Source organism: Flavobacterium flevense, from assembly GCF_900142775.1.
Classification (GTDB): Bacteria; Bacteroidota; Bacteroidia; order Flavobacteriales; family Flavobacteriaceae; genus Flavobacterium; species Flavobacterium flevense.
In genome coordinates this window covers 112,114-124,032 of sequence record NZ_FRCC01000001.1, presented here as the reverse complement: position 1 = coordinate 124,032, position 11,919 = coordinate 112,114, and the positions used below count along the sequence as shown (strand labels likewise).

At 32.1% G+C, this 11,919-nt stretch carries 13 protein-coding genes; 6 read left to right on the top strand and 7 right to left on the bottom strand.

Annotation, left to right across the window (positions count from 1 at the left end; genetic code table 11):
* The first annotated feature begins 9 nt into the window (after positions 1–9).
* Positions 10–504, top strand: a complete 495-nt coding sequence (locus BUB89_RS00560) for a hypothetical protein (RefSeq protein ID WP_073240825.1) — start codon at positions 10–12, stop codon at positions 502–504.
* Positions 505–596: 92 nt separating this feature from the next.
* Here BUB89_RS00560 and mtaB read toward each other — a convergent pair whose 3' ends face one another.
* Positions 597–1,925, bottom strand: coding sequence for a tRNA (N(6)-L-threonylcarbamoyladenosine(37)-C(2))-methylthiotransferase MtaB (gene mtaB / locus BUB89_RS00555; RefSeq protein WP_073240823.1), 1,329 nt, complete (start codon positions 1,923–1,925; stop codon positions 597–599).
* Positions 1,926–2,048: 123 nt separating this feature from the next.
* Between mtaB and BUB89_RS00550 the strand changes: the two genes are divergently transcribed.
* The 5 genes from BUB89_RS00550 to BUB89_RS00530 all read left to right on the top strand — a co-directional run bounded on the left by BUB89_RS00550 (position 2,049) and on the right by BUB89_RS00530 (position 5,413).
* Positions 2,049–2,288 (top strand): hypothetical protein, encoded by a 240-nt coding sequence (locus tag BUB89_RS00550; RefSeq protein WP_073240821.1) that lies wholly within the window; start codon positions 2,049–2,051, stop codon positions 2,286–2,288.
* A 44-nt stretch (positions 2,289–2,332) separates the two neighbouring features.
* Entirely contained in the window at positions 2,333–3,139 is an 807-nt protein-coding gene (locus BUB89_RS00545; protein ID WP_073240819.1) for a hypothetical protein, read from the top strand.
* A 121-nt stretch (positions 3,140–3,260) separates the two neighbouring features.
* A complete protein-coding gene (locus BUB89_RS00540; protein WP_073240817.1) occupies positions 3,261–3,698 on the top strand; it encodes a hypothetical protein in 438 nt (145 codons plus the stop codon).
* 9 nt (positions 3,699–3,707) lie between these two features.
* On the top strand, positions 3,708–3,944 hold the full coding sequence (locus BUB89_RS00535; RefSeq protein ID WP_073240815.1) for a hypothetical protein: 237 nt from the start codon (positions 3,708–3,710) through the stop codon (positions 3,942–3,944).
* A gap of 275 nt (positions 3,945–4,219) precedes the next feature.
* The gene (locus BUB89_RS00530) at positions 4,220–5,413 is read left to right on the top strand and encodes an IS4 family transposase (protein WP_073240813.1); all 1,194 of its coding nucleotides are present in this window, start codon (positions 4,220–4,222) and stop codon (positions 5,411–5,413) included.
* A 241-nt stretch (positions 5,414–5,654) separates the two neighbouring features.
* On the opposite strand, the gene BUB89_RS00525 is transcribed toward BUB89_RS00530, so the two are convergent.
* The 6 genes from BUB89_RS00525 to BUB89_RS00500 all read right to left on the bottom strand — a co-directional run bounded on the left by BUB89_RS00525 (position 5,655) and on the right by BUB89_RS00500 (position 11,825).
* Positions 5,655–6,098 (bottom strand): response regulator, encoded by a 444-nt coding sequence (locus tag BUB89_RS00525; protein ID WP_073240811.1) that lies wholly within the window; start codon positions 6,096–6,098, stop codon positions 5,655–5,657.
* A 70-nt stretch (positions 6,099–6,168) separates the two neighbouring features.
* Positions 6,169–6,753: a helix-turn-helix domain-containing protein gene (locus tag BUB89_RS00520; protein ID WP_073240808.1), complete on the bottom strand. Its 585-nt coding sequence runs from the start codon at positions 6,751–6,753 to the stop codon at positions 6,169–6,171.
* Positions 6,754–6,889: 136 nt separating this feature from the next.
* Positions 6,890–7,471 (bottom strand): GDP-mannose pyrophosphatase NudK, encoded by a 582-nt coding sequence (gene nudK / locus BUB89_RS00515; RefSeq protein ID WP_073240806.1) that lies wholly within the window; start codon positions 7,469–7,471, stop codon positions 6,890–6,892.
* Between the two features lie 126 nt (positions 7,472–7,597).
* Positions 7,598–8,869 carry an adenylosuccinate synthase gene (locus tag BUB89_RS00510; RefSeq protein ID WP_073240804.1) on the bottom strand — a complete coding sequence of 424 codons (1,272 nt, stop codon included), beginning with the start codon at positions 8,867–8,869 and terminating at the stop codon, positions 7,598–7,600.
* A 65-nt stretch (positions 8,870–8,934) separates the two neighbouring features.
* Positions 8,935–9,432 (bottom strand): Fur family transcriptional regulator, encoded by a 498-nt coding sequence (locus BUB89_RS00505; RefSeq protein ID WP_073240802.1) that lies wholly within the window; start codon positions 9,430–9,432, stop codon positions 8,935–8,937.
* Positions 9,433–9,605: 173 nt separating this feature from the next.
* Positions 9,606–11,825, bottom strand: a complete 2,220-nt coding sequence (locus BUB89_RS00500; protein ID WP_073240800.1) for a RelA/SpoT family protein — start codon at positions 11,823–11,825, stop codon at positions 9,606–9,608.
* Positions 11,826–11,919 lie beyond the last annotated feature (94 nt).

Here is an 11,919-nt window from a genome sequence, read left to right as displayed (position 1 = left end):
TATATTGAAATGGAACATTATTTAAGACAATTAATCGCAATCGAATTTGAGGATAAAAAAGAACTCTATACCGGATTTCTTATTGACTATTCGGATGATTGGATTTTATTAAGAAATAATCCTGTTGACTTCATACTAGATGGATTTGTAATCCTTAGAAACAGGAATATCGCAAACATTCACAGAGACGAACAACTTGAATTTACCGAAAAAGTGATTCGGTTAAAAGGAGTAAAAACAAACGCCGAAGACATTATCCCGATCAGAGATTTAGATACCATCATTCATTATCTTGATAAGAAATACGGAGTTTTCCAAATTGCAAAAAAATCAGCTAAGTCTGCCTATTTAGGAAAATTGATTGAACTGAACAATGAAGAACTTACGATTGATTTTCTGGACATCAGAGGCGAGTTTGGAGGCGAATTAAGCTTTAATCCCGACAAAATAAGAGTTATTGAATTTGATACTGATTATATCAATTCCTTAAAATTATTAATTTAGGAACAGACCACTAACTTCAATAAAAAACCATTAAGAAAGGAAGAAAAATTTCTTCCTTTCTTAATGGTTAAAAGATGTACTTGTATATTTTTTTATACTAAAGCCGAAACAAATTCCATTCGCACACTTCCGTCTTCGTCTATATGTGTTAAGTTTATTTCGTGTAAAGTGTTCACTAATTCCGGATTCCATGGCGTTTTTACTTTTACGTAATTCTCAGTAAAGCCATGAATATAGCCTTCTTTATTTTCACTTTCGAATAAAACCGTTCTGCTGGTTCCCAACTGACTTTCATAAAACGCACGGCGTTTTTTAACAGATAAACTACGTAACATTTTGCTTCTCTTAGCACGAACGTTCCCCGGAACTACGCCTTCCATCAGAGCAGCTTCGGTATTATCGCGTTCAGAATACGTAAAAACGTGTAAATACGAAATATCCAAATCATTCAGAAAATGATAGGTTTCTAAAAAATGTTCATCCGTTTCACCCGGAAAACCTACAATCACATCGACACCAATGCAGGCATGAGGCATCACTTCACGGATTTTATTCACTCTTTCGGTATAAACTTCACGTAAATAACGGCGTTTCATCAACTTCAGGATTTCATTGCTGCCTGATTGTAGCGGAATATGAAAATGTGGTACAAAAGTTCTGCTTTTCGAAACAAATTCAATCGTTTCATTTTTCAGTAAATTGGGTTCGATAGATGAAATTCGTAATCTTTCGATTCCTTCTACTTCATCCAAAGCCTGAACCAATTCTAAAAACGTATGTTCGTGTTTTTTGTTTCCAAATTCCCCTTTTCCGTAATCACCAATATTGACACCCGTAAGCACAATTTCCTTGATGTTTTGCTTCGAAATTTCGTATGCATTTTTCAATACATTTTCCAGTTCGTCACTACGTGAAATTCCACGCGCTAGCGGAATCGTACAATAAGTACACTTATAATCGCAACCATCCTGCACTTTCAGGAAGGCACGCGTTCGATCTCCAATAGAATAACTGCCTACGTAAAAATCAGCTTCCGAAATCTCGCAGGAATGCACTTCGCCAATATCATTTTTAGACAAGTCATTGATGTAATCGTTCAGTTTGAACTTTTCAGTCGCTCCCAAAACCAAATCTACACCATCCACATTTGCCAATTCTTCCGGTTTTAATTGTGCATAACAACCCATCGCAGCAATAAAGGCATTGCTGTTTAGTTTCATCGCTTTGCGAACCACTTGTTTGAATTGTTTATCGGCATTTTCGGTTACTGAGCATGTATTAATAACATACATATCAGCCACTTCCTCAAAATCCACGCGGTCAAATCCTTCGTCCTGTAAGTTACGGGCAATGGTCGAAGTCTCTGAAAAATTTAGTTTACAGCCTAAGGTATAAAAGGCCACTTTTTTTCTGTTTTCCATAAGTAGTCGCTATCTAATGAAATCGTTGTCAAAAAAATAGCGTGCGCAAATTTACATATTAATTACAAGAATTAAAATGGGAATATGATTATATTTGTAATAGCGATTCTAAACTAAAAAATCATGCAATCCGCTAATTTACAAAAGGATAAACTGGCATTAATTGAAAAGATTATCCATACAGAAGATCAAAGCACTATAGATTTTTTAAAAGATGTCTTTAGCGATGACAATTCAGAATATCAATTGACTAATGAACAAAAGTTAATTGTAGAAGATGCTACTGCAAAATATTATTCTGGAGAAGAACCTTCTTTCACTTGGGAAGAGATCAAACGAAATGCTAGAAAAATAAATTTCTAACGCTAATAAAATCTCTAATTATTTTCTATATTAAGACAAATAATATGAATGAAGAATTATTCTCAGAAGATGATATTAAACAGATAAATACAGAAGCTAAGAAATCTATTTATTCTAGAAAAGATTTATTTCATGTGGGTTCTAATAAGTTATCAATTAGAGGTGTTTCGCAAAGCAACGGTTTAATACTTGTTTATGGTAATGAATGGACTGGTTTTAAACATATCAAAGAAAGACATTGTATAACTTCAAGAAAACCATATTGGCAAAATAATCGCATTGACAATCCAACTAAATTTAGCCTAATTACAGCTCCAATAAATTACTTACCTATTGCTTCTGAAATTTTTAAGCCAGAAAATAAAAATTTTGATGATAACAAAAAACCTGATTTATTTGATTTATACATCGGTTCATACAAAGACAGGTTCGGACATGAAATAGAGTATAAATTAATTGTATATAAAAACTCAAAAATAATTCACACTCTATTTGTAAACGACAACAAAAAGCCCTTCAATAAGAAAAAATTACTGAATTTAAGACAGGGGTGGACAAGCTCTACCCACAATCTAAAAAATGGTATTCAAACTTATAGCTTTTCATATTTTAACGAAGAGAACATTCCTTTATTTAAAGCTATAATGCGATACATTGAAATTGAAAATAGAGAAAAATGGTATATACAAGTTAATTTTACCGACGGGACAGCACATTATACAACTTTAGTCAAAGACTCATTAGTAAAACAAGAATTTAGAGTACCTACCAGAATGTTTCAACTTGATTTTGAAGATATTTCTTGGCTCGAAAAAATTATAAAAAAAATAACTAACGAGAAAAAACAATAATTTTCCAAGCTCCGCAAAGTCTCTGAATTTGAGGATGTATTCATCAGTCTATGACTGATAAAAAAAACAGCTAAATAACGTACGCACCAGCAAATCCAGAACAAAAAACAAGCAGCTTAACATGCGACTAATCATAAAGTATAGCAAGCACATTCCATTAATTTCTTTCGCTTTATTACTTATTGTAGCCATTCCTTTTGAATCTGGTTTTACTATTCAAAGTCTTACCGGTTGGAATATGGTTATTCCAAGTACTAGTTATTTAGAAATAATAGTTTTGATTATAATTTTGATAATCACATTTATTTATTGGAAAATAGCAAACAACAAAATTAATTTAAAATTGTTTACGCTTCACTTTATTTTGACAATCCCTATTGTGCTATGGGCACGCTTTAATTTTCCAATTCGTCAATTTACTACAAAAAATTCAACTGATATTTTTGAAATGATTGATTCAATAAATAGAATACTTTACACTGTCCTAATATTATTTCTTATAGGACAAGCAGTTTTTGCATATTTACTTTTTAAAACAAGAAAAAAAACAAAACACTAAACTTAAAAAATGAGGAAAACCGCACTACTTTTTTTATTATTTACCTTCCTTTCATGCAATCCATTTAACGAAAATAAGGTTTTGAAATACAAAGAAGATTTGAATAATTTAGTTTCAAAATTTGAAAAATATGATGATGGTATTTATGACAGAGATGAATTCGATGAATTCATAATTGATGATATTGATCAATTAGATATTGATTTAGTCGTAAAAAATGGAAATAAAAAAAATTCAGATTATTGAGGATTTATTGAAGAGAATGATAGTTTATTAATTTTTATCAAAAAAGCCAATAGCTTATTCGATAAGGAGAAAAGAATTATTTATGATTTCACTGAAAAACCAAGAAACTTTGGAAATAAAAAAATTACTGGAGCTTCTTACAAAGTCATACAAGTTGACGAAAGATGGTACTATTCTGAAATTGGATTTGATTAACCCCGCTCCTCAAAGTCTCTGACCAATACTGTAAGGAACTTTATTATTAAAACAAAAGTATTATTTTTATTTTCCAATATATGAATGAATATTGGGAATACATGGGAATTAAAACAGAGGTAAAAGAAATATTAGGCTACATTTCAGAGGAACATCTTGATTTTTTCGCCCAAGAAACAATGGTTGATTGGAATGTGAAGAAATTAAAAGGCAAAGAGTTATTTAAACTTTGTGTTTTTGGAGTTTTAAATGAAAATAGAGCTAGTTCTAGAGTTTTTGAGAATTTTTATGAGAATCATTTTTTCTGCAAATACGCTCAAATACCTAAAAATAAAAGCGTCAGTCATAGTAGTATTGCAGAAAGAATAGGGAAAATAAATGTTTCCTATTTTGAAAAATTGTACAATCATACAGTTGCTGTTTTTCAAGAAAAACTCAATGAAAAAGACAAACTTAAATTAAGTTTATATGATTCGACCATTACCAGTTTATCTGCATCGTTGTTGCATTTTGGAATGCAAAATGGGATGAAAAACAAAAAAGGCGAACAAGGTAAAAACAGTATAAAATTCACTATTGGTTTTGATGGATTGCCATTTAATGTGAAGTTTCATCAAGACCAAAAAATGATTAGCGAAGATTTGGGTTTGGGAAATATTCTTGAAGAACACATTGCCAGCAAGAAAGATATTGCGGTTTTTGACAGAGGAATGAAGGAGCGAAAAACGATGGTTGAATTATCGGAAAACCAAAAGTATTTTGTAACCCGAATCTATAAATTATCTAAATATGTAGTTGCTAAAAATAGTGAAGAAACCTTGTTAGATATAGAAAATGAGTCGATTAAATTAGTCAAACACAGTAAAGTTCATTTGTATAGTAATCGAAAAAAGACCAAGCAAGTTTTTAGATTAGTGGAAGGAATGTTAAAATCGGATGGAGAAAAAATACTTTTTTTAAGCAACTTACCAGAAGATGAATTTACAGCCGAACAAATTACAGAGATTTATAAAAGACGTTGGGATATTGAACGCTTTTTTAGATTCATAAACTTTAAACACTATTTTTCAAGACAATGGAATGGAATTCAAGTGATGATTTATATCATTTTAATTGCATCAATATTACTATTGAGTTATATAAAACTCAATAAATTAAAAGGTTACAAAATACCTAAAATGTCATTTTGTAATCAATTACAAAATGAAATAATAAAAGAAGTAATTATACATTGTGGTGGAGACCCTAGTAAATTACAAACGTTTAATATATGAAGTCAAGTTCCTTACAGTATTGGTTTCATTCCATAAAAAAAGGAGAATACAATTTTAGTTGTGTTCTCCTTTTTCTTTGCATGACCTTATTGAAAAAACAGTAAAAAAACAATTTTTTCAATAAGGTCGGGCTGTACGCTGTATCTTTTATGTATTTAAAGAAAATACATAAAAGGATGCCGCTTCCATCCCTCATACGGGTTAATTGCTATTTTGGTAATTAGGTGTTCTGTTTAAAGTTTTATTTTATCAATAAAAAATTCTCGATATCGACCTTATGATTATTCCAGTTTATTTTAATCACACTTTGAATCATTTTCATTAAATCATTGAAATTATAAGGTTTAATAGCATAAAAATTAGCACCAAGATTAAGACTCAATTCAATATCTGATTTATCAGAACTGGTAGAATAAATAACTACAGGAAAATGCTTGATAGCAGGCTCCTTGCGTATTTCTTCTAAAATCTCAAACCCGGATTTTTTTGGCATATTTAAATCTAAAAAAACAACTCCGTTTTCAGGTTTGTTCTCTTTGATATTTGTTACAAGATTTTCACCGTTTTTATGAATATGAAGCTGAACCAGTAAGTTAGAATTACTACTAACGCTTTCAACCGCATCATTAAAAAACATTAAATCATCCTCGTCATCGTCAGCATAAAAGATACTTATTTCACTCATATTAATTATTATTTTAATATGTAAATGTATCTATTAAAAATTCACTTTTTTCGGTAAAATTTTACAAATTTTAATGGTTTTTCTGCTCTAAGTCCTCATTGAGTTCCTGGATAGCTTTTCTTCTTTTCTCTTTTAAATTTTTAAAATGAGTAGGACTAAAGCCCGTAACTTTTTTAAACTGAGTAGAAAAAGCCGAAAGACTGCTAAAATTAAGCTGGCGTGCTATTTCTGAAAAATTATACTCTTCGAATAAAATCATTTCTTTAGCTTTCTCCATTTTTAGCAAATTGGTATAATTGATAATCGTAGACGAAGTCACTTCAGAAAAAGCATTTGATAAATAGTTATAATCCAAATCAAGTTTTTCGGTTAAAAAATCGGATAGATTGATTTTTACCGGCTTTTTGATGTCGATGTATTCCTGACAATAGTTTTTGATCTTTTCTATTAAAATACCGCCTTTACTCTCGATAATTTCTAAACCTACTTTTTTAATGATAGTGTTTAGTTTCTTCTTTTTTTCGGTATTAATCTCTTCTTTTATTACAGCCTCACCAAGTTCAATTTTTACAGGGTGTAAGTTTAATTCTTCTAGAGCTTCTTTGACTACGACCTTGCAGCTCTCGCAGGCCATGTTTTTAATGTAAATTTTCATCAGGATGATATAGCAAAATGGGGTTCTGGTATTTTTTGTAAATATATACTTTTTCCCAATAAAAAAAATCAGCTATTCTGCGTTAAAATTTAGAATTAATACGGTCTGATTTGTTATGAATTCTAAGATAATTATTTTAAAATCCCAGATTGATTTTAGCATATTGCAGCAACATAATAGTTTTTGCATCTTGTAATTCTCCAGTTTCAATTTTATTGTAAGCTTCGTCAAAAGCCATTTCTATAACTTCGATATTCTCCTGTTCATGCTCTAATCCGCCACCCTCGCTTACTTTCATAGAGGCATCATATTCGCCAACAAATAAATATAAAATTTCGGTTATCGCACCTGGAGACATATAGGTTTCCATGATTTTTTTTACTTTCGTAACACGATAGCCTGTTTCTTCTTCAGTTTCCCTGATGATGCATTGTTCCGGTTCATCTTTATCTAATAATCCGGCACAAACTTCGACCATCATTCCGCTTTCATTTCCATTTAAATAAGTAGGTAAACGAAACTGACGGGTCAAAATAATGGTTTTATTAGTTGCGTTATAGAGTAAGATTGCTGCTCCGTTACCACGGTCATAGACCTCTCTTTGTTGGGTAATTACCGTATTGTCAGGTTTTTGGTAATCAAAAGTTACTTTGTTTAGAATGTACCAGTTGTCAGATAATAATTTGGTTTCTTTGATGCTTATTTTTGGGTTGTTCATTTGCTATTTGTTTTACCGCAAATTCGCAAATTATTTTTTTGCTTCTGCAACTTTAATTTGCGAATTTGCGGTTTGATTTTTTTTATTGTATAAAAAAACGCCCCGAAATTTCAGGGCGTTAATTTTTTATTTTAGAATAGTTTGTTTTCTGTCCGGACCTACAGAAACAATTTTAATAGGCACTTCTAATTCTTTTTCAATGAACTCGATGTATTCTTTTAATTCAACTGGTAATTCCTCATAAGTAGTCATTCCTGTTAAGTCTTGTTTCCATCCTTTAAATTCTTTGTAAATAGGAGATACATTTTCTTCTTCTACATTGTAAGGGAAGTGAGCAATGTTTTTTCCTTTATAATTGTATTCTGTACATATTTTCAAAGTTTCAAAACCGGAAAGTACGTCACCTTTCATCATCATCAATTGCGTAACACCATTAACCTGAACAGCATATTTCAAAGCTACTAAGTCTAACCATCCGCAACGTCTTGCTCTTCCTGTAACAGAACCAAATTCGTTACCTACTTTAGCCATTGTTGCACCTACTTCGTCAAAAAGTTCAGTAGGGAAAGGACCGCTACCTACACGAGTGGTGTATGCTTTGAAAATTCCGTAAACTTCTTTGATTTTATTAGGAGCAATTCCTAAACCTGTACAGGCTCCGGCAGCTGTAGTATTAGAAGAAGTTACAAATGGATAGGTTCCAAAATCAACATCTAATAAAGAACCCTGAGCTCCTTCACATAAAATAGATTTACCTGCTTTTTGTGCCTGGTACATGTATTCTTCGCTATCAATGAAATCTAATTTTTTAATTTCTTCGATAGATTCAAAAAATTCTTCTTCCAGTTCTGCTAGGTTATATTCTAATTCTACTCCGTAAAAAGCAATCATAGCCTCATGTTTGTCAGCAAGAGCACGGTATCTTTCTTTGAAATCTTCTAATTCAATATCTCCTACACGTAAACCGTTTCTGCCGGTTTTGTCCATGTAAGTTGGTCCAATTCCTTTAAGTGTAGAACCAATTTTAGCTTTTCCTTTAGAAGCTTCAGATGCTGCGTCTAATAAGCGGTGTGTAGGTAAAATTAAGTGTGCTTTTCTGGAAATGATTAATTTCTTTTTGATATCAATGTTGAATTTTTCCAATCCTTCAATTTCTTTTTGGAATACAACAGGATCAATTACAACACCGTTTCCAATAATATTTACCGCTGATTTATGGAAAATTCCGGAAGGAATGGTTCTCAATACATGTTTTATTCCGTCAAATTCTAAAGTGTGTCCGGCATTTGGACCTCCCTGAAAACGAGCAATAATGTCATAATTTGAGGTAAGAACGTCAACAATTTTTCCTTTTCCTTCATCTCCCCATTGTAATCCTAGTAATAAATCTACGGTCATTTTTAATTTATTTATTTTCGTTAATTCGTTTTGGCTGTAAACGGAATTTACGGCCTTTTTTAAAACTAAATGTTTTCGTTATTGGTATTTTCTTCTTGTTCCTCCGTTTTAGCTGCTTTTTTTATACCATAAAAATACAGCGAATGATTGATGATTTCTACATCAAAAATCTCCTCAATTGTTTTCTTAATCGTTTGTATTCTTGGATCGCAAAATTCAATAACCTCACCCGTATCAGTCATGATGATATGATCATGTTGTTTATCGAAATAAGATTTTTCGTAGTGAGCCTGATTTTGTCCAAACTGGTGTTTGCGTACCAGCCCGCAGTCTAAAAGTAATTCTATGGTGTTGTACAGCGTAGCTCTACTCACACGATAGTTTTTATTTTTCATTTTGATATATAAGTTTTCTATATCAAAATGTTCTTCACTTTCATAGATTTCCTGAAGTATAGAGTAACGTTCAGGCGTTTTTCTATGCCCGTTTTTTTCAAGATACAATGTAAAAACATTTTTTACAATCTCCTGATTTTTGTTGTTATTTGTGGAAATGAGTGTCATATTCGGCAAAGATAAATTTTTATTTTAATAGTTTTCAAGTTTAAGTACTTATAAGAGAATAATTTTGTTTTTTTATAAAGTTAAACAATAATTTCTTATTCAGCATTAGAGTTGAAAAGCTTTTCAAAAGTCGGAAAAAGGATGGGAAATAACGTTAAATCATTTATAAAAGATTAATTTTTGTAAACCCGGGTTACGCGGTCAATTCCGTCAATTTTTTTAATGTTGTCAATTAATTTTTTCAGAATAGTAATGTTTTGGACAATAACAGTCAGTTGTCCTTTAAAAAGTCCGGCATCTCCGCTGAGTGAAATACTTTGAATATTTACGTTCATGTTATTCGAAATTACCTTTGTCAGTTCGTTAGTAAGACCGATGGTATCCATTCCTGTAATATTCAAAATAGCTTTAAATTCCTGTTGGGAAGAATCAATCCACTTAGCAGGCATGATGCGATAAGCATAATTAGATTGTAACGAAATCGCATTAGGACAATCTTTTTTATGCACTTTTATTCCTTCATTTATAGTAACAAACCCAAACACCTGATCACCCGGAATCGGATTACAACAGGCTGACAATTTGTAGTCTAATTTGTCCTGTTCTTTTCCAAAAACCAGCATGTCATAATTACTGTTCAATACCGGTTTGTGAATATCAGTATCGGCAGTATTGCCTGTGCGTTTAATTTTGTTTTTAAAGAAATTGATTAATGTATTGCTTTTTTGTGATGCAAAATCTTTTAATTGCTGGTTGTCAATAGTTCCTATTCCCACTCTGTAAAACAAATCCAGACTGGTTTTAAGGTGGAAAAAGTTTACTAATTCATTGATAACGGTTTCGTTTAAGGTAACTTTCAGGTGTTTTAATTTGCGGGTAAGTACTTCTTTTCCGTCTTCAGCAATTTTTTTGGTGTTTTCGTTAAGAACATTTCTGATTTTGTTTTTGGCTCTGGAAGTGGTTACATAATCATACCAGTTTGCTGTTGGTTTCTGGTTTGGTGAGGTGATTATTTCTACCTGATCACCACTTTTTAGTTCGTAATTTAAAGGAACTAACTTTCCGTTAACTCTTGTACCGCGAGTTTTAATTCCAATTTCGGAGTGGATACTAAAGGCAAAATCAAGAGAAGTAGCGCCTTTGGGTAACGATTTGATATCTCCTTTTGGTGTAAAGACATAGATTTCTTTTGAATATAAATTCATTTTAAAATCTTCTACAAAATCAATGGCATTTGTTTCGGAGTTTTCCAGCGCTTCTCTTAGTAGATTAAGCCATACATCTAATCCACCTTCTTCGGCATCTCCGTTTTTGTATTTATAATGTGCAGCATAACCTTTTTCGGCAATCTCATCCATACGTTCACTGCGAACCTGAATTTCTACCCAGCGTCCTTTTGGACCCATGACAGTAATGTGCAGGGCTTCATAACCTGTTGATTTTGGAGAAGAAATCCAGTCTCTTAAACGGCTGGGACTGGGTCTGTAATGGTCTGTAACGATAGAGTAGATTTTCCAGGCGACGAATTTTTCATCATGAGGATCTGATTTATAGACAATTCGAAGCGCAAATTTATCATAAACTTCGTCAAAAGTTACGTTTTGAGCCTTCATCTTTCTGCGAATAGAATAGATGGATTTTGGGCGTCCTTTGATGATATAATCAATATCTTCAGCGTCTAAAGAAGCTTTTAATACATCAGAAATATCTTTGATGTAAGCATCTTGTTGCTCTTTGGTTTCTTTGATTTTACTTACAATATCATTATAAACTGCAGGTTCAGTATATTTTAATCCTAAATCTTCCAGTTTTGTTTTGATATTGTACAATCCTAATCTATGTGCTAACGGTGCATAAATGTATAGTGTTTCCGAAGCGATTTTAACCTGTTTGTGGTCAATCATCGAATCCATAGTTTGCATATTGTGCAATCTGTCGGCAATTTTTATCAGGATTACCCGAACATCATCATACAGAGTCAATAGCATTTTTCTGAAATTCTCAGCCTGCATCGACACATTCATGTCTTTTTGTACAATAGATATTTTGGTTAAACCCTCAACAAGTTGTGCTACTTTGGGGTTGAACATTCGTTCAATATCTTTTACCGTGGTAGGCGTGTCTTCCACCACGTCATGCAATAAAGCGGCGGCAATTGAGGTTGCTCCAAGACCAATTTCCGAAGCAACAATTTTAGCCACAGCAATAGGATGAAAAATATAGGCTTCACCCGATTTTCTTCGTTGGTCTTTATGCGCTTCAACTGCAACGTCAAATGCTTTTCGTATGAGTTTTTTATCTTCAGTGGTTAGCGTTTGGTAACTGATACGAAGCAATTCTTTGTATTCCTGAGCAATTGCTTTATTTTCTTTTTCGATATCTATTTCGGTCATACTTGCAGGGTTCAATTTCTAAAAATAATGATAAGTTAGCATATATGCAAGAGTTGGGAATGTAGATTGTAGATTTCTGATTTTAGATATTAAA

What these genes read in the sequence shown, in the direction of transcription:
- BUB89_RS00540 (WP_073240817.1), top strand. Translation starts at nt 3,261, where the DNA reads ATGCGACTAATCATAAAGTATAGCAAGCACATTCCATTAATTTCTTTC.
- BUB89_RS00505 (WP_073240802.1), bottom strand. Translation starts at nt 9,432, where the DNA reads ATGACACTCATTTCCACAAATAACAACAAAAATCAGGAGATTGTAAAA.
- BUB89_RS00520 (WP_073240808.1), bottom strand. Translation starts at nt 6,753, where the DNA reads ATGAAAATTTACATTAAAAACATGGCCTGCGAGAGCTGCAAGGTCGTA.
- BUB89_RS00550 (WP_073240821.1), top strand. Translation starts at nt 2,049, where the DNA reads ATGCAATCCGCTAATTTACAAAAGGATAAACTGGCATTAATTGAAAAG.
- BUB89_RS00510 (WP_073240804.1), bottom strand. Translation starts at nt 8,869, where the DNA reads ATGACCGTAGATTTATTACTAGGATTACAATGGGGAGATGAAGGAAAA.
- BUB89_RS00535 (WP_073240815.1), top strand. Translation starts at nt 3,708, where the DNA reads ATGAGGAAAACCGCACTACTTTTTTTATTATTTACCTTCCTTTCATGC.
- mtaB (WP_073240823.1), bottom strand. Translation starts at nt 1,925, where the DNA reads ATGGAAAACAGAAAAAAAGTGGCCTTTTATACCTTAGGCTGTAAACTA.
- nudK (WP_073240806.1), bottom strand. Translation starts at nt 7,471, where the DNA reads ATGAACAACCCAAAAATAAGCATCAAAGAAACCAAATTATTATCTGAC.
- BUB89_RS00560 (WP_073240825.1), top strand. Translation starts at nt 10, where the DNA reads ATGGAACATTATTTAAGACAATTAATCGCAATCGAATTTGAGGATAAA.
- BUB89_RS00525 (WP_073240811.1), bottom strand. Translation starts at nt 6,098, where the DNA reads ATGAGTGAAATAAGTATCTTTTATGCTGACGATGACGAGGATGATTTA.
- BUB89_RS00545 (WP_073240819.1), top strand. Translation starts at nt 2,333, where the DNA reads ATGAATGAAGAATTATTCTCAGAAGATGATATTAAACAGATAAATACA.
- BUB89_RS00530 (WP_073240813.1), top strand. Translation starts at nt 4,220, where the DNA reads ATGAATGAATATTGGGAATACATGGGAATTAAAACAGAGGTAAAAGAA.
- BUB89_RS00500 (WP_073240800.1), bottom strand. Translation starts at nt 11,825, where the DNA reads ATGACCGAAATAGATATCGAAAAAGAAAATAAAGCAATTGCTCAGGAA.